General features: G+C 57.9%; 13 protein-coding genes. 6 read left to right on the top strand and 7 right to left on the bottom strand.

What is annotated here, in order from left to right; all coding sequences use genetic code 11:
• The 6 genes from AAAB35_RS12795 to AAAB35_RS12770 form a co-directional block, all read right to left on the bottom strand.
• A partial coding sequence (locus AAAB35_RS12795) for a glycosyl hydrolase (RefSeq protein WP_340668660.1) occupies positions 1 to 752 on the bottom strand: 752 nt, incomplete at its 3' end.
• On the bottom strand, positions 749 to 1,345 hold the full coding sequence (locus tag AAAB35_RS12790) for a DUF995 domain-containing protein (RefSeq protein ID WP_340668659.1): 597 nt from the start codon (positions 1,343 to 1,345) through the stop codon (positions 749 to 751). The genes AAAB35_RS12790 and AAAB35_RS12795, both read right to left, overlap by 4 nt.
• A 20-nt stretch (positions 1,346 to 1,365) precedes the next feature.
• Complete coding sequence (locus tag AAAB35_RS12785) at positions 1,366 to 3,201, bottom strand: glycosyltransferase family 2 protein (protein WP_340668658.1); 1,836 nt, start codon at positions 3,199 to 3,201, stop codon at positions 1,366 to 1,368.
• Positions 3,198 to 4,184 carry a UDP-glucose 4-epimerase GalE gene (gene galE, locus AAAB35_RS12780; RefSeq protein WP_340668657.1) on the bottom strand — a complete coding sequence of 329 codons (987 nt, stop codon included), beginning with the start codon at positions 4,182 to 4,184 and terminating at the stop codon, positions 3,198 to 3,200. The genes AAAB35_RS12785 and galE overlap by 4 nt, the downstream gene beginning before the upstream one ends.
• On the bottom strand, positions 4,184 to 5,224 hold the full coding sequence (locus AAAB35_RS12775; protein ID WP_340668662.1) for a UDP-glucuronic acid decarboxylase family protein: 1,041 nt from the start codon (positions 5,222 to 5,224) through the stop codon (positions 4,184 to 4,186). Before AAAB35_RS12775 ends, galE begins: the two co-directional genes overlap by 1 nt.
• Before the next feature lie 327 nt (positions 5,225 to 5,551).
• The gene (locus tag AAAB35_RS12770; protein ID WP_340668656.1) at positions 5,552 to 6,733 is read right to left on the bottom strand and encodes a helix-turn-helix domain-containing protein; all 1,182 of its coding nucleotides are present in this window, start codon (positions 6,731 to 6,733) and stop codon (positions 5,552 to 5,554) included.
• Positions 6,734 to 7,120: 387 nt separating this feature from the next.
• Here AAAB35_RS12770 and AAAB35_RS12765 point away from each other — a divergent pair, with 387 nt between their 5' ends.
• The 6 genes from AAAB35_RS12765 to AAAB35_RS12740 all read left to right on the top strand — a co-directional run bounded on the left by AAAB35_RS12765 (position 7,121) and on the right by AAAB35_RS12740 (position 22,855).
• The gene (locus AAAB35_RS12765; RefSeq protein ID WP_340668655.1) at positions 7,121 to 16,150 is read left to right on the top strand and encodes a peroxidase family protein; all 9,030 of its coding nucleotides are present in this window, start codon (positions 7,121 to 7,123) and stop codon (positions 16,148 to 16,150) included.
• A gap of 73 nt (positions 16,151 to 16,223) precedes the next feature.
• The gene (locus AAAB35_RS12760; RefSeq protein ID WP_340668654.1) at positions 16,224 to 16,544 is read left to right on the top strand and encodes a hypothetical protein; all 321 of its coding nucleotides are present in this window, start codon (positions 16,224 to 16,226) and stop codon (positions 16,542 to 16,544) included.
• Between the two features lie 69 nt (positions 16,545 to 16,613).
• Positions 16,614 to 18,380 carry a type I secretion system permease/ATPase gene (locus AAAB35_RS12755; RefSeq protein WP_340668653.1) on the top strand — a complete coding sequence of 589 codons (1,767 nt, stop codon included), beginning with the start codon at positions 16,614 to 16,616 and terminating at the stop codon, positions 18,378 to 18,380.
• On the top strand, positions 18,377 to 21,073 hold the full coding sequence (locus tag AAAB35_RS12750; RefSeq protein WP_340668652.1) for a cadherin-like domain-containing protein: 2,697 nt from the start codon (positions 18,377 to 18,379) through the stop codon (positions 21,071 to 21,073). Before AAAB35_RS12755 ends, AAAB35_RS12750 begins: the two co-directional genes overlap by 4 nt.
• 36 nt (positions 21,074 to 21,109) lie before the next feature.
• Complete coding sequence (locus tag AAAB35_RS12745; protein WP_340668651.1) at positions 21,110 to 22,447, top strand: HlyD family type I secretion periplasmic adaptor subunit; 1,338 nt, start codon at positions 21,110 to 21,112, stop codon at positions 22,445 to 22,447.
• A 168-nt stretch (positions 22,448 to 22,615) separates the two neighbouring features.
• Positions 22,616 to 22,855 carry a hypothetical protein gene (locus AAAB35_RS12740; protein WP_340668650.1) on the top strand — a complete coding sequence of 80 codons (240 nt, stop codon included), beginning with the start codon at positions 22,616 to 22,618 and terminating at the stop codon, positions 22,853 to 22,855.
• Between the two features lie 400 nt (positions 22,856 to 23,255).
• Here AAAB35_RS12740 and AAAB35_RS12735 read toward each other — a convergent pair.
• Positions 23,256 to 24,316 (bottom strand): IS630 family transposase gene (locus tag AAAB35_RS12735; protein WP_340668661.1). Its coding sequence is split into 2 segments (ribosomal slippage): positions 23,256 to 23,786 and positions 23,789 to 24,316, totalling 1,059 coding nucleotides; the frame shifts between segments, so codons are not numbered across the junction.
• Between the last annotated feature and the right edge of the window lie 278 nt (positions 24,317 to 24,594).

Here is a 24,594-nt window from a genome sequence, read left to right as displayed (position 1 = left end):
TTGACCAATTGGTATTTGGGCGCGAACGACTGGGCAAATGTCTGTTCCTTGCCGAAATGGTCTTTGTCATATTGCTGCAGGGCGAAAACAGAAACCCCGACGATATCAACAACATCGTCACCAGGATAGAAGGCAGAAAGGTTGGGCTGACCTTTCGGAGACCACATGTATTTCGCCGACTTATTATTCGCGCGACAAACCGTCACCATGCGTCGATAGGCAGTGACATAGTCGGCAGGCGCCCAATGAGCCCAGGTAAACTGGTTGTCGGTTTCGTCCATCTCCTGGGCCCAGCGGATGGTAACATCGCTTTTGAGACCCGACGTGGTTGCGCAAACGGCAGCCATGTTTGCGTCGTACTTGCCAGCAAGAATCCCGCTAATGAGTTCTTCCGGCGACGATTGCCAGTCTTCCGCCCATGACCATGGTTCCACCGTAATGAGAAGCTTGCGCCCGCGCTTTTGAGCGTAATCATCAGCAACGGAAAGGGTTGACAGATCAACATCTTCCCACGGAAGAAAAAGGTGCTCGATCTTTGAATTGGGATCGTCCGTAAAATCGCCATGCGGATCGTAGGCGCCAAAGGTGACAGAATCCGGACCGATAATAGGCCGCTTGTCGTCAAGCTTGTTCGTTTCGGCGCTTTTTCCGGTTGGAATGCCGCGCGGGATGCTTGCCGCCAGTACGCTGCCTGTCAGCACCAAAGTAGCAATCGTAACGGCGATTGCGGTAGAAGTCTTCTTATTGTTCATTGTGTTGTCCTTTTTCCCGGCTTCTTGTTGCCCGCTAGTCGCTTCTGATCCTCAAGATCGGATTTGATGGATGCAAGATCCGAGGAGACGAGATTGTCTGCGACAAGCTTGTTGAATTCATCGGTTTTTGTCGGCACGGCGTGCTTGAAAACATACCAGGCACCGGACGGCTCTTTCCTCTGGAAGATGGTTTCGTGGTCGCGCATATGACCAAAACAGCTGTTGTTTCGGTAAATTCCCGATAGGGTGTGCCAGTCCGCGTCCAGGCACAAAAGGCCATCATTCGTTATGACCCATCGTCCCTGTGCCCATGCCGTTGTTGCCCCGGCGCCGGTCCGTGCGGTAAAGCGCCTTTCTTGATCGTCGAAGCGTCCGGCACCGTCGGGCCACGTCCATGTCTTGTCGCGATAAAGCAGATAAAGTTCGACCGCGCTCATTGGCCGGGCATCGGCTGACGGCGTGATGGCCTCGCTGGCACGGGCAGAACCCGTCAACATGGCTGCCGACAGCAAAGCTGCAATCCATATGGAAGAACGACCAATGGTTCCGCAGGATGGCGCTTTGACCACGCGGGCAAATCGCAGATAGTTCATTCTTCCAAGTCCCCTTGTTGTCATTTTGCTTTGCCCTTCACCAGTCCTTCTTGCGAGACGTCGCTATGCACTGTTTCGGGCAGCCAGCGCGGCTTGAAGGTCAGCTTGCGCAGTTCTCCACCTTTGAGGCCAGCGCCCGCTACCGCGTAGGTCGCTTCATAAAGTCTCAATCGACCTGTCCCCCAGGACAGCGACTCCAGTCCGTCCTTTCCGCGCTCGACGGATGCAATTCCCGGAAGGATGGCAAGGGAAAGGAGGCTCCCAGCCAGGACAGGACGATAGGTTCTGCTCTTGACCCTGACGACATTCTCGCGCGCGTGCTGAACGACAATCGTCAGCAACAGCAGCGTATAAATGACGGCATTAACGATTGCGAAAATATAAAATCCACGTGTCTCACCAGCGTCTTCGACAAGAAGAACAGGCAACACAGAGGCAACGGAAAGAAGGCCGTAGGGCAAAAGAACCCGAGCAGGCAGCGGATCCACTTCGGACGTTCCCTTGGGTGTGATGCGAAAGTCGACGTAGGAGCCGGTCATGAAGTCGCGCACTGCAGCGATGGTTCCAGCCAAGGCCCACGGCCAGCGCGCAAACAGGAAAAACATGGCCTCCCAACTCAAAATCCTGGCATCGAACGGACGGAATGTTCCACTTGCACGCCAGCGATAGGCCAAGAGGATCAAGGTGATTGAAAGCGGCGCAAAGTGAGCAAGAAAGCCTGGGTAGGTTACTGCAACAAAGTTTTCCCCATGAACGAGTGCAAGAATTGGCGTCACAAACATCAGGGCCATGAACAGGGCAAAGAGCGGATACCACAATTGCGAAAACAGGAACTGGAACTTGAGCTTCAGCGGCAGACGTGGAACATAGATCGGTGAATACTGTAACAGCAGCATGACGAGGCTGCGCGACCACTGGAATTCCTGGGTAACAAGATCCGCGAATGTACGGGGGCCCTCGCCGTGTGCAATGGCATCAAGCGCATGAACGCCGCGCCAGCCATGGGCATTCATCATCAAGGTCGTCGAATGATCTTCGGCAAGCTCCGGTCCCAGTCCTCCGATTTCCTTAAGCGCAATGGTGCGCACGGCATAATGCGATCCGATGCACAGGGGCGCAAGACCACGATTGTAGCCGGCCTGAAGCGAACCATGCATGCTCGCTTCTGCGTAAAGCCGCCCTCGTGCAGACCAGCTTTGTGACGCATTGCGGTCGCAGATGCTCGGTGCCGACACGTAGCCAACGTCTGGATCGGCGAACGGACGCAACATTTCAACAAGATAACCTGCCTCTGGAACGTGATCGGCGTCGAGCTGCACCACGAAGTCGTAGCACTCATAGCCGAAATGATCATAGAAGAAGGCAAGGTTGCCTTCCTTGCAGCGTGTGCGACGTGGCCAGGTCGTGCGGTGATAGTCAGCTCTGTCCTTTCGCGTTGAAACGAAAACGCCATTCTGCCTGCACCAGTTCAACGTTTCCGGGGTCGGATCTTCGTCGGCAAGCCACGTGTCATGGGGATGGTCTTGGGCAAGCATGGCTTTGAGCGTTGCCGCCACTACCGAAAAGGGTTCCGAGGGTGCTTTGGTCACAACCATTGCGACGCGACTGTCAACGGGAAGCTCTAGCGGTCCGTTCGCCTTTTGCGCGCGATAGAACACCGTGATGAAATAGGCGGGCAGGAGCGTCACCCAGGCGAGTATGGACGTGACCAGGAAAAAGCCCCAAAAGCCGACAAAATGTTCCGGTTTCAGCCACCAGACCCAAAAATAGACGAGCGTTGCCAGCCAGATCGTGGCGCCGGCAAGATATTCGTATCGCCGATATCCCCGCAGGATCGGGACGGTGGTGCTCGTCATGCCCGCTGCTCCAGACCAAAGAAGGGGGCTGCCGTGCGCACGATCGTATCAATGTCCGAGTATTCGGTCGCAAAGCCAAGCGCCTTGCTTGCAAATGACGGGTCGGCATAAAGAGCAGGCGGATCGCCGGCCCGGCGCGGATGCATTTCGACCGGCACTTCGCGCTTGGTGATGCGGCCGATCGCTGCCAAAATCTCGCCAATGGATGAACCGTATCCAGTTCCAAGATTGACGCAAAGGTTGTCGCCGCCATTGACGAGGTGTTCGAGTGCAAGAACATGCGCGCGCGCCAGATCCGTCACATGAATATAGTCGCGAATGCAGGTACCATCTTGCGTGTCGTAGTCGTCGCCGAAAACCGCAAGATGAGAGATGGCGCCACCGGCGGCGAGCAAGGCCCTTGGGATCAGATGCGTCTCGGGGTCATGCCACTCACCAAGTTCGCCGTCCGGATCGGCGCCGCATGCATTGAAATAACGCAAAGCCACATACTTCATCCGATAGGCGGCCGAATAATCCCGCAAAATATGCTCGGCGATGAGTTTCGTTCTCCCGTAAGGATTGATTGGCTGCTGCGGGGTCGCCTCGGTGATGGGAAGAGAGTCCGGAACGCCATAGGTTGCACAGCTCGACGAGAAAATGATCTTGTCGATTCCGGCATGGCGGCAAGCGTCCAGAAGGGACAATGTCCCGACGACATTGTTGTGATAGTATTTTGACGGATCCTCCACAGACTCCCCGACATAGGCCGATGCAGCAAAATGCACGACCGCGTCGGGCTTGTGCTGCATCAGTGTGCGGGTCAGGCTGCTGGTGTCGAGAATATCGCCGTGGACGAATTCTCCCCAACGTACTGAGGTGCGATGACCCGTCACCAGATTGTCAAAGACGATTGGTTCAATGCCGTTCGCATCGAGAAGCTTGGCTGTATGGCTACCGATATATCCGGCACCGCCCGCTACGAGTACCTTTCGCCGCGACATCACGCCGTCTCCGCAAGTTCAAGTGCTTCCTCGCCCAGGAGACGATCAAAGTAATGAATGGTCTTTTCCAAACCCGTGGCGAGTGGCACCATTGGTTGCCAGCCGAGTTCCCGTTGCGCAAGGGTAATGTCGGGACGACGCTGGCGTGGGTCATCGGTCGGCAGCCGCTTGCGGATCGTTTTCGACCGCGAACCTGTCAGTTTGATTACCAGCTCCGCAAGTTCCAAAATGGTAAATTCGCAGGGATTGCCGAGATTGACCGGTCCGGTGAAGGCCGCGTCCGTTGCCATCAGCTGTTGAAAGCCGTCGACCAGGTCGTTGACGAAACAGAACGAGCGCGTTTGCGAACCATCACCATAGATGGTTATGTCCTCGCCCCTCAGCGCCTGGACGATGAAGTTCGACACGACGCGGCCATCGTCGGGGCGCATGTTGGGGCCATAGGTATTGAATATCCGCGCGACCTTGATCTCTACGTGGTGCTTCTTATGAAAATCAAAAAATAGCGTTTCGGCGCTGCGTTTGCCCTCGTCGTAGCAAGAGCGGGGACCAAACGAATTCACGTTGCCCCAGTAATTTTCGACTTGCGGGTGAACGAGGGGATCACCGTATATTTCGGATGTGGAAGCCTGGAAAATGCGAGCGCCCGTACGTGCGGCCAATTCGAGAAGATTGAGAGCGCCCAGGACGCATGTCTTCATCGTGTGCACCGGATCTGCCTGGTAATGGGGCGGCGATGCCGGGCACGCAAGATTGTAAATCTCCTCGACTTCGACGTCGATCGGATCGACGACGTCGTGCCTGACCACGCTGAACCGATCGAAATTGCGCAGGTGGCGGATGTTGCGCTCGAGGCCCGTTGAAAAATTGTCAAGGCAAACGACGGTATGTCCAGCCTTAAGCAGGCGCTCGCAAAGATGAGATCCGAGAAAGCCCGCGCCGCCGGTTACAAGTATATGTTTGGCTCTTTGCTTTGAACTGACGACACGAACGTCGCCAAAGATAGCATTTATATTGTGATGTGCAGGTATTGGATGCATGCGCTTCATCGATCGAGCCCCAAATTTTGCCGATGCTTCGTGATTTCTGGTACGCGGGAGAAGTACCTGGTCAGATCAAAGCGATTTTTTTCCGGCGTTGTTCTTGTAGCTTTTATTTATTTGCGCTCGCGTGAAATGTCGTTAGATGCGCATCCTAAAACTTGAACCAGCGTCCATATCTGCAAATCGGGGAGGAGGAATTAGCGATCGGAAAACGGCCGACGGCCCGTTTGCTGCCGTCGAGGGACAACAAGGGCACAGCCGTTGTATTTCAGCCCGCAATGACCACAAGGAGATCGGCTACGAGGCTATGGCTATAGATGGGAACTAGTGTCCAAGTGACTTTAGCCACTCGCCGAATGCCCGCCCCCGCGTATCCGTAATTTCCAATGGTGAAAGCGCATGGGCAAAATACGGGGGAACGGAAACATTGCGGGCCTCGCGCGGGCTATAGCCAAATTCCTTGCTGAACGCGCGACTGAAATGGGCAGCCGAGGTAAACCCGACAGCGATGGCGATCTCCACAATTTGCTGGCGATTGGCCGTGTTACTAAGCGCTGCATGTGCAGAAAGGAGGCGGCGCTTTTGTATGTAATGGAGAACGCCGCCACTCGGTTCAAACAGCTGGTAGAGCCGGCTGCGCGAAATACCAAGCTCCCGGCAGAGCGCGTCCGGGGTCAGATCGGGCGAGGCCAGGTTTTTTTGGACGAAACGGCGAATGCGTTCCATCAAGGCCATGCCGCCTTGTGATTCTCCCGCCACTGCTTGTTCGGCGTCGGAGGAAAGACATGTTAATAGCATGTCCCGCGTAGTCTGGACGACTCTGGGAAGATCTGCAGCCGTCAGGCTCGGCAGTTTTGCCTCAATACGATCGAGATAGTCAATCAGGAGGGCCGTATAGGTTCCCGACAATATCGTGTCGTCTCTCATTTCCACGGCCCTCGTGGTATCGGAAAACAACTCGCGTGGCAGATAAAACGAAAGATTTTCAGAGTCCGTCGTTCGCCCTCTGAACGGATGGCCGAGGGATCTCAGTTCGATATGCCCCGGCTTGTCCTCGAAAATATGGCGATTGACTTCGGTCCAGGTGCGGCCGGTGCGCAGCAGGATGACTTGCCAGTGATCGATGGCGTTGGATCGAAGCTTGGCAAGCGAACGCGTGTAACTGTGAGCGGGAACTTTTTGCCGAACAACGAGCATGCTGCCAAGATTCCAGGCGATATGATCGGCAGGAAAGCCGGCCGCTTCGGACACGCCATCGGGCAATTTGATATCCATCAGCGGTGACATATACGCCTGCCAGGCCGCGAATTGCTCGCTTTTTGCCAAATCGCGCGTGGTAAATTGCAAAGGCTCCAGGGCCGGCGCCAACGGTTGGCTTGCCTCCTCGGCGGAATTTGGCGCGCGGGGCCAGCGGCGCCGTTCGTGCGGGTGGGCGTTGTTCTTGTCGCTATCCTGCCCATCAAGCGGAACGGATGGGGAGGGGGCCTTCTGCGGAGAGTCCGACAACAGTACCTCCAGACAACGGACAATGCTCAAAACCCTAACAGAATTGTCAAGCCGTGGCGATCCAACCAGATCACATCTTTCGATGACGCGAGCAGACGATCGCTAGCCTTGATGCCCGCACTAGGGCCTAAGGTCCTAATCCTACCCGTGACCTTGGTGGGGTCACGACATGGGACCTTCCGAACTATCAGACTTGGCGGCGTCCAGTCATCATCCGACCATCGAAACTCGTGCCGAAATGATCTTGAGCCATTGGCCTCGTGTTGAGGAAATGGGCACCAGAGCAGGCCAGTCGAGGGACAAAGTGAAACTGCGTCTGCATCAGCAGGCGTTACTGGAATTTTTGCCGTGCTGGCAATTCCTGTCGGAGCCAAGGGGAGAATAAAAATGGTATCGTACATTCGTTCTGATCTCGATTTCATCCTGGCGCAAATCAAGATCGCTGAGGCGCATGCCGACGGGCAGCCTCTTTATGGGCCTGGTGGGCTTATCCCGACCTATAACCTCGCCTGGGGCCTTCGGACGGTCGACGGCTCCTACAACAACCTACTACATCCCACGTGGGGTTCGTCAGACCAACCTTTCCCCGAGGGCCTGGGCACCGATTTCCGTCCAGCAGACGGTACGCCGCTCGATATGGACGGCCCCGGTCCCAATCAACCTCCGATACCTACGGCGCTCAACTACAATCCGTCGAACAACCCCAACTCGATTGTCGTTGATACGTCGCTACGCACCATTTCCAACCTCATTGTCGACCAGACGCTCGGCAATCCGTCGGCAATCCTAACGGCCCTGCAGCGTGCCGGCATTGTCGCCCCCGAGAATCAGATGGCCGTCACGGCTCAGATATCGGCCGAGTATGCGCCGGTTAAATCGTTGTTCGAAGATCTCGGCGATGCTCAGCGCGCCTTTGCTAACGCTTCTGCTGCAGCTGCCGCTAGTCCTAACAATCAAGCTCTCCAAGCCGCCGCAGCTGCAGCAGAAGCAGACGTCGCAGTAGCGCAGTCAGCGCTTGATGCAGCAGACGATGCCCTCATGACATTGCTCGATGCCAACGGGATCGTTCTTGAAGGCGCCAACGTCTCGATACCGAATGTCGCGCCCGATGAAGGTCTGTCGGCCCCGTTCAACTCCTGGTTCACGCTGTTCGGCCAGTTTTTCGATCACGGCCTTGACCTCGTCAACAAGGGCGGCAGTGGCACCGTGTTCATTCCGCTGATGCCCGACGATCCGCTGTATGATCCCACCAGCCCGACTAACTTCATGGTACTGACCCGTGCTACAGTGGGACCAGGCGGGGATGGCGTGATGGGCACTGCCGACGATACGCGGCCCGTTAACACCACGACCCCTTTCGTCGATCAGAATCAAACCTACACATCGCATTCCTCCCACCAGGTGTTTTTGCGTGGGTATGCGCTCAACGCCGCAGGCGATCCGGTGTCGACTGGCAAGCTCATCGAGGGCGTTAATGGCGGCATGGCCACCTGGGCCGACGTCAAGTTGCAGGCCGCAAATATTCTCGGCATCCAGCTGATCGACTCCGATGTTGGTAACGTCCCGCTGCTCGCAGCGGACCAGTATGGCAATTTCATTCCCGGCCCGAACGGCTATCCGCAAATGGTGTTCCCAGGCGCGACGCCCGGCACGTTCATTCTTGTCGAAGGTAATCCAGATGCCAACGGCGGCCTGGGTGTTCTCACAGAAGGCGCCGTGCGCACCGGACATGCCTTCCTCGCCGACATTGCCCACAGTGCGGTCCCGACAGGCCTCGCCGATGGCGACATCGAAATCGGGCTCGGTAATCCCGAGAATGGACCGGCCGAAGATGGAGCATACGACAACGAGCTCCTCGACGCCCACTTCATTGCCGGTGATGGCCGCGCCAATGAAAATATCGGCCTAACTGCCGTCCATCACGTGTTTCACTCCGAGCATAACCGGCTGGTGGAGCACACAAAATCCGTGGTTCTCTCCGGCGGCGACCTTGCCTTCCTTAACGAGTGGCTCATTACTGACGTCGCAGCGCTGCCCACAACACCGGCTGAGGTCGCTGCGCTGGTGTGGGATGGTGAACGCCTCTTCCAGGCGGCCAAGTTCGGCACTGAAATGCAGTATCAGCACCTTGTGTTCGAGGAATTCGCTCGCAAGATCCAGCCTAATATCAACGTCTTCCTTGTCCCCGACGGCTACGACGTCACTATCAACCCGGACATCGTGGCTGAATTTGCCCACGTTGTTTATCGCTTCGGCCACTCCATGCTGACCGAGACGATCGACCGCTTCGATCCGACATTTACCGATCACGATATCGGCTTGATCGAAGGCTTCCTCAACCCACTGCAGTTCGAGACCAACGGTACCAATGCTGTTGTCGATGCGAATATCGCTGCAGGCGCCATCATCCGCGGCATGACGCGGCAGACCGGTAATCAAATTGACGAATTCGTCACGAGTGCCCTTCGTAACAATCTTCTCGGGCTGCCACTGGATCTGGCCACCATCAATCTGGCCCGTGGCCGTGATACCGGCGTACCGTCACTCAATGAAACACGGCGCCAATTTTACGAGGCTACGAATGAGGAAACCCTGCTGAAGCCGTATGAAAGCTGGGTCGATTTCGCCGGCCACCTGAAGAACGAAGCCTCGATTATCAATTTCATCGCCGCATATGGCACGCACTCGCTAATCACTGACCAGACAACGATCGAGGGCAAGCGCAACGCAGCATTGACAATCATTACCGGCGTTTCCGTTGGTGGCCTCTTGGTCCCCTCCGATGCTGTGGATTTCCTGAACGCAACTGGCAACTATGCAGGAGGCGCTCTTGGCGGCCTTGAGAATGTTGATCTGTGGATCGGCGGCCTTGCCGAAGAAATTATGCCCTTTGGTGGCATGCTGGGCTCGACCTTCAACTTCGTCTTCGAGACGCAGATGGAAAAGCTCCAGAACGGTGACCGCTTCTACTATCTGCAGCGCCTTGATGGTCTGCACCTGTTTAGCGAAATGGAGGGTAATTCCTTCGCTTCACTGATCATGCGCAATACAGATGCGACGCACCTGCCGTCCGACGTGTTCTCGACGCCCGGCCTCATTCTCGAGGTTGACCGCACCAGGCAGTATAATGAGGGCCTGGGAGAAGTGGACGGCATCCTTGCAAATGGGCTTCTGGACGACCCTCTTACCCCAGACGTCAACGAGGCTGCCGACAATCTCGGCAACGATCCAACCGGTGGCGGCATCCTTACGCCGCTCGTCATCCGCAACAATCCCGCCACCCAAGGGCCGGACAGCAACTACTTGCGTTACACAGGTGACGAGCACGTCGTGCTTGGTGGCACCGAGGACGCTGACATCCTGATCGCCAGCATAGGTGACGACACGCTGTTTGGCGATGGCGGCAACGACAGGCTGGAGGGCGGCTTCGGCAACGACATCATCAACGGCGGCGCTGGCGATGATATCATCCGTGATGCTGGTGGCGACGACAACATCAAAGGTGGCGACGGCAACGACGTTGTCAATGCCGGCAATGGTCTCGACCTGGTGCTCGGCGGCGCTGGCCAGGACTTCGTGGTGCTCGGCACCGACATGGGCTCGGAAGTCTTTGGCGGCGAAGGTAACGACTTTATTCTCGGTAACAAGAATGCCGAGCGCCTCCTCGGCAATGAGGGCGACGACTGGCTCGAAACCGGTACCTTCGACGGCGCTCCCGGCGATAACTTTGACGAGATATTCGCCCGCGACGGCATCCGCGGAAATGACGTGTTCCTTGGTGATGGGGGCTTCGACGAGTTCATCGGCGAAGGCGGCGACGACATCTTTGTTGGCAGCCCGGGCCGCGGCAAGATGGCTGGCATGTCCGGTTTCGACTGGGCGACCTATAAGGACAATGCCGACTTCGTCAACGCAGACCTCTCAGTGGGTATCGTCTTCGATGAAGCGCCGACGCTTCCGCCCAACACCACGCTGGACGAGTTCGAGTCCGTGCAGGGGCTTTCCGGCACGCGCTTCGGCGACGTCCTGAAGGGTTCCGAGGAAGACGCCACGACCATGTTACCGCTCGCAGCCGGTGGATCGACCGGCTATCTCGGCAGCGCCCTTGATGCACAGGGCATCGCATTGATCAATGGCCTCCAGGCCGTGCTCGGCGCCGGCGTCACTTCCTTCGCTGCGGGTGATATCATCCTTGGCGGCGACGGCGACGACGTTATCACGGGCCAGGGCGGCGATGACATCATCGACGGCGACAAGTGGCTCAACGTCCGTATCAGCATACGGCAGTTTGCAGTCGGCACGCCTGGCGGGATGGGCGAGGAGCTCTACGGGGCGAACAACCTCAAGAGCATGACTAGCGCCGTGACCATCAATGGCGTGACCAAGCCTCTGACCGCTTGGATGTTCGAAGGCGCAATCAACCCCGGCCAGCTCACCATCGTCCGCGAGATCCTCACGGCCGACGGCACGGGAGACACCGATACAGCGGTCTTCCGGGGTCTTCGTTCAGAATACGCCTTCTCGGCGACCGCTGACGGCCAGGTCATCGTATCGCATGCGATCGAGAACCAGATCGACGGCACCGACAAGCTGCGCAATATCGAGAAGGTTCAGTTCCTCGATGGTGGCCCACTCAACATCGTCGTCGGCACGCCGTTCAACGATAATGGCGCGCCGACACAGGGACTACCACCGCTGAACCAGCCCGTGCTCAACGGCACGGCAGGCGAAGATTTGATTATCGGTCTCGCGGGCACAGACGTGCTGAACGGCCTTGGCGGCAACGACATCCTCGTCGGCGGCCCGGGCAGCACCGCGACTAGCTATGCCGACAATTTCAATGCGCAGGCCTACACCAACAGCGATGGTAACAGTCCCTGGACCAGCGCGTGGATCGAGTCCAGCGATACGACTGGTGGAAATATCGCGACCAGCGGCGTCATTCAGATCATCGGCGGCAACACCGACAACCTCCGGTTCGGCGGGAGCACGGCCGATACCAATGGTGCGAGCATCACGCGCGGGGTAAATTTGCTCGGCGCAACCAACGCCCGCCTCAGTTACACCGCCAACCCGGACAACCTCGACACCGGCGAGAACCTCACTGTGTGGTTCGCGGCGGATGGCACAAACTTTGTCCTAATTGATACCATCGGAGGGGACGCCGCCGTTACGCGGGATATCGCCTTGCCGGGCACGGTTGGCGCGAACTCGGCAATCCGGTTTACCGTTACTGGGGTGAGCAATGCAAACGAGATCATCTCAGTCGACAGTGTTGTGGTCTCCTTCAACTCACCCAATAGCAACAATGGCGTCGATACCCTTAACGGCGGCCTCGGCGACGATACCTACTCGATTGGCCTCGGTGACGGCAACGACACGATCAACGAAGCAGTCAACGCCTCGAGCGGCGGCACCGCGGACCGCATCTCGATCCTGGCGCCGAACGCAATAGATCCGGTGACCGGCCTGCCTGTGATCGATCCGGCCACCGGCCTTCCCGTACCGACCCTGACTTCACTGAACGCATTCGACAGCAACACCGGCACTCAGAATGGCGACCTGGTGATCAATTACAGCCTGCCCACCGGCGCCACCACCTCGGTCGCGCAGACCGTCACCGTAGCCGGCCACTTCGCCGGGAACGTTGCCGGAACTGGCGTCGAGCGCATCAACTTCAACGGCGCTCAGTACGCAGGTTACCTGCTTGGCGCCGATGACTACCTCATCAGCCGGGCGGACCCGGCCAACCGTGATGCCGGCGGCGTCAACCTGTCCGCTTCGATCGCCAACAACTTCGTGGTCGGCGAGCAGGGCGTAAATGACGTGATCACCGGCGGCCTCGGCAACGACCTGATCTTCGGCGGCACCGGCGATAATGATCTTGTCGGCGGTGATGGCGACGATCTTCTGGTCGGCGGCTCCGGCACCGGCGACAACGACGAACTCGACTCGCGACTCAACGCCGCTGGCGACGATTTCGTGGGGGCGCTTGGCGCCGACACGATGATCGGCGGCGTCGGCAATGACACCTACGGCGTCGACGACGATCTTGATGTCGTGGTGGAGGCGGCCGGCCAGGGTACCGACGAGGTCCAGACTTTCATGGCCGCGCTCTCCATCCAGAACATGGCCAACGTCGAGAACCTCACTTACATGGGCGTCGATGCCGACCAGTTCGTCGGCACCGGCAACAGCCTTGGCAACGTCATCAGCGGCGGCGATCTTGCCGATACGCTGAGCGGACTGGACGGCAACGACACTTTGAACGGCGGGCTCGGCAATGATTCGCTTAACGGTGGTCTCGGCGCAGACACGCTTAACGGTGGTGCTGATGCCGACACCATGATCGGCGGCGATGGTAACGACATTTACGACGTCGACCAGGCTGGCGACACCGTCACTGAAACCAATGCTGACTCTCTCGTGGGCGGTGTCGACCGGGTCGACGCTGACGTCGACTACACGCTCGGCGCCAACCTCGAGAACCTCAACCTCACCGGTGCCGCCATCATCGGCAGGGGCAACGCTCTTAACAACGTCATCAACGGCAACGGTAGTGCAAACCAGCTGTTCGGCGGTGCCGGCAACGATACCCTGAGCGGAAACGATGGCAACGACTTGCTCGATGGCGGGGAGGGCAACGACACGCTCAACGGAGGTGATGAAAACGATACGATCATCGGTGGCGGTGGTAACGATACGATCGATGTCGGCGCGGGAGTCAACACCATCGTCTACAATGCAATAAACTTCGGTGCTGACGTCATCAACAGCTTCGACAATGCAGGGGGCACGCCTGCGACTCAGGACCGCATCGACCTAAGCGGGCTCGGAGTAACAGCAGGCAACTTTGCCAGCCGCGTGTTCGAAGCTGCATCCGGCAACAACACTGTCATCACCATTCGGGAGAACGGGCTCAACTCAAATGTCCAGGGCACGATCACGATCACTGGTTCGAACACCGGTGCCATCGATATAAGTGACTTCACCCTGGCAACAGCGCCCACTGCCGCTCCAATCAATGGGACGGCTGCGGCCAATACGCTGAACGGTAGTGCCAACGCCGACACCATCAACGGCCTTGGCGGCAATGATACCCTCAACGGCCTCGCCAACAATGACGTCCTCAACGGTGGCGAAGGCGCCGACACACTGAACGGAGGTGACGGAAACGACACGCTGTCTGGCGGCGTCGGTAGCGACAGCGGCACCTATGCCGACAACTTCAACGCGCAGGCCTACAACAACAGCGACGGCACGGTTCCCTGGACCACCTCGTGGATCGAAGCCAGCGATGTCACCACCGGCACTGTTGCCACCAACGGCGCCATCCAGATCATCGGTGGTAACACCGACAATCTGCGCTTCGGCGGGGTCACCAACGACGCCAATGGTGCGACCCTGACCCGCGGCATCGATCTGACCGGGGCGACCAGCGCCCGTATCAGCTACACCGCCAATCCGGACAACCTGGATGCGGGCGAAAACCTGACGGTGTGGTTCGCGGCAAATGGCACGACCTTCGTTCAGATCGATACGATCACCGGTGACACGGCCGTTACCCGAGACCTTCCCCTGACTGGGACCTTGGGTCCGAATTCTGCGATCCAGTTCCGGGTGACCGGCGTCAACAACGCCAACGAAATCATTTCGGTGGACACTGTTGCGGTTACCATCACCCGTCCCGGCCTCAACGCTGGTGTCGATACCGTCAACGGTGATGCCGGCGACGACACGATTATCTGGAACGCCAATGCGGCGGCCGGTCCCACTGATGGCCGTGACATCGTCAACGGCGGTACGGAAGGGATACTTGGCGATACCTTCGTGGTCAACGGCAATACCTCCCAGGAATGGTACCGCATCTACACCAAGGCGGAGGCGGCCACGGCCGGCATCGCCTCGGCGGCAGCGACCGAAATCGTGGTCACCCGGGCCCTTTCCCTGGCCGGACCATACGTTGTGATTGCCGAGCTCTCCGAGATCGAGGAAATTCGCATCAATGGCATCGACCCCGCCGCCAACGGCACTGCCGGCGGCGACAGTATCGAAATCATCGGCGACTTCTCCGCTACAAACCTGCGGCTCAACACCATCACAATCGATGGTGATGTCGGCGACGACACGGTCGATATCTCGGCCCTGACGTCGGCTCATCGCATCGTCTTCAAGTCCAACGGCGGTAATGACACCATCATCGGAGCGTTGCGTCCGCAGGATGTGGTCGAGTTGCCAGATGGCACCACCGTTGCTGACTACGAAGTCACGATCGAAGATGGTGTCACGACGATGACCAGCGGTGAACATACGATCAAATTCACCGCCCCCGACGGCATGCCGCAGATCGGCGGGGATCCGGCCGATAATGATGATGAGGATGAGGATGATGATGATGATGATGATGATGATGATGATGACGATGATGACGACGGCGATGAGGAGGAGGATCATCATCACAACGGCGGCGGTGGTTCCTGCGATGATGATGACGATGCTCCGGCACCGGGATCGAATGCGAACGCACCTGGCGCCCCGGTTGTCGGCACAGCCAATGCCGATGTCCTCCTCGGGACTGTCAATGGCGAGAACATCATCGCGCTTGGCGGCAATGACACGGTCGTTGGTGGCGGTGGTGCCGATGTCGTCCGCGGCGATGAAGGCGACGACTTCGTCAGTGCCGAGGGCGGTGATGACATGGTCTTCGCAGGAGCAGGCGATGACGACGTCCTTGGTGGCGACGGCAACGACATGCTCTACGGCGATGCCGGATCAGACCGCATCTTCGCTGATACCGGGAATGATCTGATCGATGCCGGTAGCGGCAATGACACCGCCCATGGCGGCGATGGCAACGACCTGTTCGTTGCCGGGGCAGGCGATGGCGACGACACCTACCATGGCGATGCCGGTATCGATACGCTCGACATGGCGGCCATCACGGCCAGCCTTACGGTTGACCTCGGGACGGGCTTCATGGGCCGGGGTAGTGCATCGAGCAGTCAATCGGGCAGCGACACACTGTGGCATGTCGAAAACGTCGTGACCGGTTCGGGCAGCGACACGATCACCGCAAGCAGTGCCGTCAATATCATCGATGGCGGGGCGGGCAACGATACTTTCCGCTTCCTGTCCGAGGGCGACGCTGACGGCGACACGATCGTCGGCTTCCAGCCCGGAGACAAGATTGATGTCAGCGGTGTCGATGCCAATGACGGCTCGGCGGGCAACCAGTCCTTCACCCTCGTTGCAGGCTCGACCTTGAGCGGGGCTGCACAACTGGTTGTCACGCATGAAACCCGCGAAGACGGCGACTACACGATCGTCCAGGGCAGTGTGGATGGCGACAGCGGAGCCGAGTTGCGCTTGAGCATCAAGGGCAACCACGACCTGACCAGCTCGGACTTCAATCTCTAGTCCGAGCGACGATGGCGAGCCGGTTTTCCGGCTCGCCATCGCATGCCAAACAAAGAACGGGGGACTGACGAGGATGCGTTCAAGTTTTTATAGTGCCGACCGTGCGAGCAAAACAGCTCGCTTTGAGCCGTTCAGGCGCCACAATGCCGGCGTTACCGGCGTTCGCAGATCTGCAAGCCTGATAAAGACGCTGCATCTGCCATGGCTCCCTCTCTATCTCCTTGCCGTTCGTGCATACGAGCCTGCGATAGGCAAGCCGGCGGTCCTTGCTGCCCTGGCCATGGCAGCCCTGACGATCACCGCGCAATTGTTGACAAAACGCCTGACCTTGGCGTGGGCATCGAAAACCTGTCGGCGGGCCAGGGGGCCGGCGGCCGCAAGATTCTGGATCTGAAGAGGCAGGCACAAATCACCGATGGCGTTTCGGCTGTCGACAGCTCAACAAGAAAACGGTAACAAAAAAATGCGCTCGAAAACCCCTTTGACTGGCACCAAGCGGAAAAATGCCGAGAAGCTGACGCAAGGCTTTCGCGGGCTGTTCGTGTTTCTCTTCACCACCTCCGGCGTGATCAATATCCTCGCGCTGACGGGCTCGTTCTACATGTTGCAAATCTATGATCGCGCCTTGACGAGCGGCAGCGTTCCGACGCTACTCGCCTTGTCCGCCCTGGCGATCGGTCTTTACCTGTTCCAGGGCATGTTTGACGTTATCCGCTCGCAGGTGCTGGTGCGGATCGGAGCGCGCCTCGACGCCAAGATCGCCCCCATGGCGCATCAGGTCGCGATCGACATGCCCCGCTTTGGTTTTTCCACGGCCGAGGCGCTGGAGCGCGGCCGCGATGTCGATACGGTGCGCGGCTTTCTCGGCAGCCAGGGCCCGGTCGCGTTGTTCGATCTGCCGTGGATGCCGCTCTATCTCGTCTTCGTCTATATGCTTCATCCCTATCTCGGCGCCTTGACGTTTGCCGGTGCATTCGTCCTGTCGATGCTGACGATTGCAACCGAACTCATGACCCGGCGCCTTGCTAGCGCAACCCACCAGGCCGCAATCACACGCAATGCGATTGCAGATTCCAATGCGCGCAATGCCGATATCCTGAAGTCGATGGGTTTTGCCGGACGCGCGGTCGACCGCTTTAACCGCGCCAATCATGATCATCTCGAACTGCAGACACGGACCAACGATATCAGCGGCACGTTTGGCGCGATTTCGCGAGTTCTGCGCATGGTCCTGCAATCTGCCGTGCTCGGTCTCGGCGCCTGGCTGACAATCAAGGGTGAACTATCCGCCGGCGCAATCATTGCAGCCTCCGTGTCGTCGGCGCGCGCACTTGCTCCGGTCGATCTTGCGATTGCCAACTGGAAGGGCGTTGTCGCTGCGCGCACGGCCTTCCAACGGCTGAAAGAAACTGTCATCGCCTTGTCGACAATCGAAGCACCCATGGATTTGCCGGCCCCTGCACGATCCTTGAAGGTCGAGAAAATCACCGTTGCTGCCCCAGGGTCAGGCCGCGTGCTTCTGAGTGACGTCAGCTTCGAGATCAATGCGGGTCAGGCGCTCGGCATCATCGGACCCAGCGGTGGCGGCAAGACGACGCTCGCACGGGCGCTTACCGGTATCTGGCCAACTTTGCGCGGCAGTGTGCGCCTCGACGATGCCGAATTGACGCAGTGGGCCGACAGCACGCTTGGTCAATACATGGGCTATCTTCCGCAGGATGTGGCGTTGCTGGATGCAACGGTTGAAGAGAACATCTCGCGGCTTGAACCCAAGGTCGACGCACGGGCGATCGTTGAAGCAGCCCAGATCACCGGGATCCATGAGATGATTGTGCGTATGCCGGATGGATATCGCACTGCGCTCGGCCCGCAAGGCGCATCGCTTTCCGCCGGGCAACGCCAGCGCATCGGGCTGGCTCGTGCGCTTTACCGCAATCCTTTCATCATTGTCATGGACGAACCGAATTCCAATCTCGATGGTGAGGGCGAAATGGCCTTGACCCAGACGATCAGGGCGATCCGCGAGCGTGGCGGTATCGCCATCGTCATCGCCCACAGGCCAAGCGCTTTGGCCGCAGTGGACATGGTCGCCGTCATCCAGAACGGCAAGATGGTGGCTTTCGGACCAAAGGACGAGATTCTCAAATCGTCCGCACCCGCAGAAACAGTCAACCGACCCGCGCCTGCTGCCCAAAATGCGCCGCGTGTCACATCGAGGGTTTCAGCATGATGATCGATGTCAAGGGCACCAAATCGGCCAAGCCGGAAACTGATGAATCGCATGAACATTACGTGCTGAAGAACCAGGACAGGCGCTCCCATGCACCGCTGTTCTTTACCGTGTTTCTTACCGGGCTTGCCCTTTACCTGAAAAGCGCGTTCCCGCGGCTGGGAAACGCCGAGCCGCAGGAAGAACCAGGATCACAGGCGCCGGAGGCGGCTTCAGGATCGCCAGAGGTCGCCGCAACCAGCGCTCCCGCGGTGACGACGGAGCTTGAAGAACCATCAAGGGAAAAACCCGGTTCCGGCGGCCGATTGTTGAGTGGCGGAGACTGGCGCTATGAATTGTCCGATTCGCCAATGATCGAACTGCAAAAGCTCAATTTGCCAAGTTTTGCCCTCTTGAAGAATTTCGGCGGCGTCTCGTTCTCTTTCCATGCTGCCAATGACAATGCCTGGCACGGGGACCGAATGACCAGTCCCGATCACGCGGGCGCTGGCAGCATGATCCGCGCACAGGCTGGACCGGCTTACGATTTCGATGCCAAGATAGACACCGATGATCCGGACGTCGATACGGATGACGAGGCCGAGGTCAGCAATCCCGACAAGGCTGTTAATCGCGCGCCCCGGGTCGCTGGACCGGTTTATCTCGCCGATGTCTTCGGCTGCGCCATTGCATTGATCGGTCTTTCCGACCTGCTGCGTGGCGCATCGGACCCTGACGGCGATGCGCTTCGAATCCAGAATATTAGCGTGTCGTCCGGAACGCTGACCCAGACCGAAAGCGGCTGGTATTTCGACGCTGCGATGCTTGGCCCGGTCACTGTCACCTACCAGATCAGCGACGGCAAGGTGTCGATCCTGCAGACGGCCCAGTTCTCCGTGCTGAAGACACCACCGATCATCGGCACAACGGGCGACGATGTCCTCCTGGGAACAGGCTGTGCCGACGATATCGACGGACGCGATGGCAATGACAACATCGACAGCCGCGGTGGCAACGACACCATTAATGGCGGCAATGGCGATGACCATATCGTCGCCGGCAGCGGCAATGATCTCATCTTCGCGGGAGCTGGCGACGACATCGTTCTCGCCGGCCTCGGTGACGACCAGATCTTCGGAGGCAGCGGCAATGACCGGCTATTCGGCGAGGAAGGCCGCGACACCATTTTCGGCGAAAGCGGCGATGACACGATCAGCGGCGGCGACGATGACGACCTGCTGTTTGGCGGTCAGGGCAATGATACCATTGCCGGCGATCTCGGCCACGATACAATTCATGGCGATACCGGCAATGACCGGCTGGACGGAGGAGCCGGCAATGACATCATCCTCGGCCAGGCGGGTGCCGACATCGTTGACGGCGGCCTCGGTGACGATTTCCTCAGCGGCGGCAGCGACGAGGACGTCGTACGTGGCGGCGATGGCACGGATACCGTTGCCGGCGATAGCGATGCAGCAGCCGACATCTATGATGGCGGCGCGCAGATCGATACGCTCGACTATTCCGCGGTGCTTTACGCCAGTTCCATCGATCTCAACGAAGGTATCGCAAGCAGTAGCGAGATTGGTACTGACACAATCTCGAATTTCGAAATTCTGCTGGCCGGGGCTGGGCAAGACGAGATTCAGGGCAGCGATACGGCGGAGGAGATCCATGGCAATGGCGGCGACGATGTGATCGATGGAGCCGGCGGCGCTGATATCATAGCGGGCGGCGAGGGCAATGATCACCTCCGCGATGGGGCAGGTGCCGATACGGTTACTGGGGACGGCGGCAATGATACTGTCACGGCTGCCACGGATGGGGCGGGTGATGCATTTGATGGCGGCGACGGGCTCGACACGCTCGACTATTCGGCGGCGCTGCTGTCGGTGGTCATTGATCTGGTGGCCGAAAGCGCCAGCGGCGCCGCGATCGGTACCGACAGCGTCACTGGTTTCGAGGTGATCAAGAGCGGCGCAGGCGATGACCAAATCACCGGCAGCGACATCAGCGAAAGAATCTTCGGAAATGACGGAAACGACGTCATGGCCGGTGGCGCTGGGGCTGACACACTCGATGGCGGCGCCGGCAACGATGTGATTGCCGATGGCGCCGGATCGGATTGCGTCTCCGCCGGACCGGGTGACGATATCGTTCAGGCGGCGGCCGATGGCAACAATGACACCTACTGTGGTGATGCAGGTACCGACACCCTCGACTACTCGCGGTCGGCTCTGGGCGTGCTCATCGACCTCGATACGGGGGCCGCTACAGGCTTCGATATCGGCCAGGACATGATCCGCGGTTTTGAGAGCGTAGTGGGTGGGACCGGCAATGATCACATGATCGTTGGTGCCAGTGCCATGGTCCTGGAGGGTGGCGGCGGCGCCGACACGTTCCGCTTCCAGATTCCCGAAGGCAGTACCAGTGCCGAGGTCATCCACCAGATTCTCGATTTCATGGTTGGCGATCGCATCGAAATGTCGAAGTACGAGATATTCGAAGATGTCATCGATGATTTGGAAGACCGGTTCGAAGACGTTTACGGAGATGATGCCGACGCCCCACCGCTGCCGATCCGGGTTCGTCACGAGGGAACTGACGAACTGCAACACACGCTCATCGAAGTCGATATGGACCGCGATGAGCACTATGAAATGACCATCAATCTGACCGGCCATCACATGCTGATGATCGTTGAAAATCAATGAATGAACACGTCATTTTGACGGAAGCGGGAGTGAAAAATGTTCGGGCGAAAAAAACAAAAAGACATCGGGCTCGGCCCGCAATTCGAACCGGAGAACCATTTCCCTGTGGGACCACGCGTTTTCGCCGGCATCACGCTGGGTATGCTTCTGTTCGTGGGCGCGGGCGGATGGGCGGCAAGGGCACAGCTCACAGGTGCGATCATAGCTCCCGGTATGGTCAAGGTTGATCAGAACCTGAAGTCCATTCAGCACCGTGATGGCGGTATCATCAGCGAGATTGCCGTGAGGGAAGGCGATTTTGTCACCAAGGGCCAGATAATGCTGCGGCTCGATGATGCCGAGACCCGTGCCGAGCTTTCGATCGTTCGCACCCAACTCGTCGAGTTTACGGTCAAACAGGCGCGGCTCATGGCGGAGCGGGATAATCTCGACGCCATCATGATGTCTTCAGAACTGAGCGCGCGGAGCAAGGATTTTCCCCATGTCTTCTTTGGTGAAAATCGCATGTTTGAGGGCAATCGCCAGAATCGCAATAGCCAGAAAGAGCAACTGCTCCTCGGCATCGATCAGCTCGGTGACGAGATCAAGGGGCTCGAAGCACAGCGCGACGCCAAAATTGATGAGATCAATCTCGTCAAGACCGAACACGACAAGATCAAGGGACTTGCAGACAAGCGTCTGATAGAAACGTCGCGAAAATATGTGATCGACCGCGAGATGGCGAAACTTGAGGGCGAGCGCGGTGAAGTGGAAGCCAACATTGCTCGCGCCAAAACCCGCATGAGCGAGATCCGCCTGCAGATCATCGCCATCGAGGAAACGGCACGCACGGAAGCGCAGCGCGAACTGAGCTCCATCGAACCAAAGCTCTCCGAGCTGCGCGAACGGCGAGTGGCGATCGAGGACAGGCTGGCACGCGCCGACATTCGTGCTCCGCTCTCAGGGACCGTCAACGAACTCGCCGTCCACACGATTGGCGGCGTGATCACACCGGCAGAGAAGCTCGTCACGCTTGTCCCGGCTGATGCAGCGTTGAAGATCGAGGCAAAACTTTCGCCGACCGATATCGATCAGGTCTATGTCGGACAGTCGGCAAAGCTGCGCTTTTCGGCATTCAACCAGCGCACGACGCCCGAGCTCTATGGCCGAATCGCCTATGTTTCAGCGGCGACAAGCAGTGATCCGGCGACGGGCCAGGTATACTATCTCTCCGACGTCATCGTTCCGTCCGAAGAACTTGAAAAGCTCGGAAACAGCAAGCTTTTGCCGGGGATGCCTGTCGAAGTCTTTGTTTCGACCGAAGAGCGTACGGCCATGTCCTTCCTGTCCAAGCCGCTCGTCGATCAGTTCAACAGGGCATTTCGTGAACAATAGGACCAACGAGGCCAACTCAAGACAGCACGCTGATCAGAAGATAAATGGCTTTGCCCTTGAGCGGCCGCACTTGTGCAATGAGAACCATGCACCAGGTCGCGACAACGCAATGACCAAGAACTCTGTCGAGCGGCAGCGTGCGGGTCAGAATGGGTAGGGGGCATCTCGATGTCTGGTCCAGTAAAAGTCCTGATTGCTGATACTCAGCCCTTGTTCAGGGTTGGCGTCGTCAGTTCGATTGGCTCAGACGAAGCATTCAGAGTTATCGGACAAACCGCATCAGGTGAAGAAGCGATGCAACTTACGGCACTGCTCTCTCCTGATATTGTGCTGATCGACATTTCAATTTTTCAAATGGAATCGATATCGCGAAAGCGATCCGCAAGACATCCGCTCAAACGAAAGTAGTCGCGCTCACCATGTCGGAAGCCGCAACCGATGTTGTTGACGCGGTCGAGGCAGGTATCGCCGGTTATATCCTTAAGACCATCGAGGCAGCTGAATTGGTCCCCATTCTCACAAGCATTGTTGCTGGAGCTTCATTTTTCGCTCCGGGATTAACGGTGAGACGCATTTCGTATCTCAGGCAGCCCTCAAGATCCGACGTGTTCATGTCTTTGACCGACCAGGAGAAGCGGACGCTAAGATTGGTTTTCCGTGCCTTCAACAACGCGGCCGGAAAGCGTGCGGATCATTTGCGGGCCATAGCGACCGGCATATTCGGGAACAGGTAAACCATCGATCTCGATCTCTTCGACCTCGATCGTAAATGGTCCGTAAGGCTGGTAGTTATACCAGGCTGCATTGATCAGAACGCATGAGCCCAGTCTCTCATTCCGATGGATTTAATGACTTCTGGCATGCTCATGATTTTGCGCCACGCACAACAGCAATGTTCGACGATATTATCGTAGGATTTGAAGATGACGTCATTGAGCCAGTTATCCCTGATGTACTGCCAGATATTTTCCTGTGCATTCAATTCAGGGCAGCCCGGCGGCAGGGGTAAAAGCGATAGATTCTTCGGAATTTTGAGCTTGGCGGTCATATGCCAGCCTGCTTGATCACACAGAACAACAGCGTGGGCGTCTTGCGCGACATTGCGGGATATTTCCTCCAGATGCAGTTGCATGGCCTGCGTATTGCACCAGGGCATGACGAGCGCAGCACCTTTACCGTGTTTCGGGCAGATCGCGCCGAATATCCAGGCCGAACAGGTCCGCTGATCCACCGGCGCTGAAGGCCGCGTTCCACGCTTTGCCCAACGGCGTGATCGTTTTGTCTTCTGACCAACGCGCGCTTCATCTTGAAACCAGATCTCTATTTGGCTGCCGATTTCAAGGTGGAAGGCAATCTTCGCGACACTGGCGGCAAAGCTTCTTTAAAAGCATCCAAGCGTCCCGGATCCTGGCGGACCGAACGCGGACGCGTCGAAAGCTTGCCATATCTCATCGCCCTCAGCTCACGACCAACCGTGTCGTGGCTCACCTTGAGGCCGAATTCCTCAAATAGCCATGTTGCAAGGTCACTCAACCGCCAGCGAACAACAATATGCAGATAGGGCGTTGGGCCTTTTTCAACGATCCTGGCCAAGGCGGCGCGGTGCTTGTCGTTCAACAAAGATGGCTTCCCGGGCGCCTTGCCATTCAGCAAGCCGTCCGGACCTCGCTCATTAAACTTGATAACCCAGTCATGCAGAATTTGCACGCCAACCCCGCCAATACGCGCTGCTTCTGTTCGCGAACTGCCCTCATAAATCTGTGCCAGAGCCAAAAGCCGCCTGGTCTGGTTCGCGTCCACGCTCTGCCGGGCGAGCGCCCTCAAATCAGAGGCGCAGTAATCGGTACGAAGGGGAATGGCTCTGCCCATAAAAATCCTCATCATCAGCCTGCTTCCCATGGTGAATCATATTCGCAAGCCATGCGGAAGCCCCACAGAGTCACTTTCATTACAATCTGGTATTACATGTGAAGTTGGTCATCGTCGCATTCTCTCTGCGCTGTGTTGCTTATGATGAAACGATAGCAAGCGCAGAGATGGATGTCGGACGGCTAGTTCTGGTTTTCTCTAGCTTCCGTTCTCAGCTTATTATGTTCCAGGCGCAGCTCACCGAGTTCCTTTCGGAGCTCCTTCAATCGAGCCAATAG

The sequence above is a fragment of the Phyllobacterium sp. genome, from assembly GCF_037994425.1.
In the GTDB taxonomy this organism is placed as follows: Bacteria; Pseudomonadota; Alphaproteobacteria; order Rhizobiales; family Rhizobiaceae; genus Phyllobacterium.
The sequence above is the reverse complement of the archived record's forward strand: the minus strand, read 5'-3'. Positions and strand labels throughout refer to the sequence as shown.

Excerpts from the sequence above, each read along its gene's own strand:
- AAAB35_RS12790 (WP_340668659.1), bottom strand. The coding sequence starts at position 1,345 with ATGAACTATCTGCGATTTGCCCGCGTGGTCAAAGCGCCATCCTGCGGA.
- AAAB35_RS12740 (WP_340668650.1), top strand. The coding sequence starts at position 22,616 with ATGTCTGGTCCAGTAAAAGTCCTGATTGCTGATACTCAGCCCTTGTTC.
- AAAB35_RS12785 (WP_340668658.1), bottom strand. The coding sequence starts at position 3,201 with ATGACGAGCACCACCGTCCCGATCCTGCGGGGATATCGGCGATACGAA.
- AAAB35_RS12765 (WP_340668655.1), top strand. The coding sequence starts at position 7,121 with ATGGTATCGTACATTCGTTCTGATCTCGATTTCATCCTGGCGCAAATC.
- AAAB35_RS12760 (WP_340668654.1), top strand. The coding sequence starts at position 16,224 with ATGCGTTCAAGTTTTTATAGTGCCGACCGTGCGAGCAAAACAGCTCGC.
- AAAB35_RS12745 (WP_340668651.1), top strand. The coding sequence starts at position 21,110 with ATGTTCGGGCGAAAAAAACAAAAAGACATCGGGCTCGGCCCGCAATTC.
- AAAB35_RS12750 (WP_340668652.1), top strand. The coding sequence starts at position 18,377 with ATGATGATCGATGTCAAGGGCACCAAATCGGCCAAGCCGGAAACTGAT.
- AAAB35_RS12755 (WP_340668653.1), top strand. The coding sequence starts at position 16,614 with ATGCGCTCGAAAACCCCTTTGACTGGCACCAAGCGGAAAAATGCCGAG.
- galE (WP_340668657.1), bottom strand. The coding sequence starts at position 4,184 with ATGTCGCGGCGAAAGGTACTCGTAGCGGGCGGTGCCGGATATATCGGT.
- AAAB35_RS12775 (WP_340668662.1), bottom strand. The coding sequence starts at position 5,224 with ATGCATCCAATACCTGCACATCACAATATAAATGCTATCTTTGGCGAC.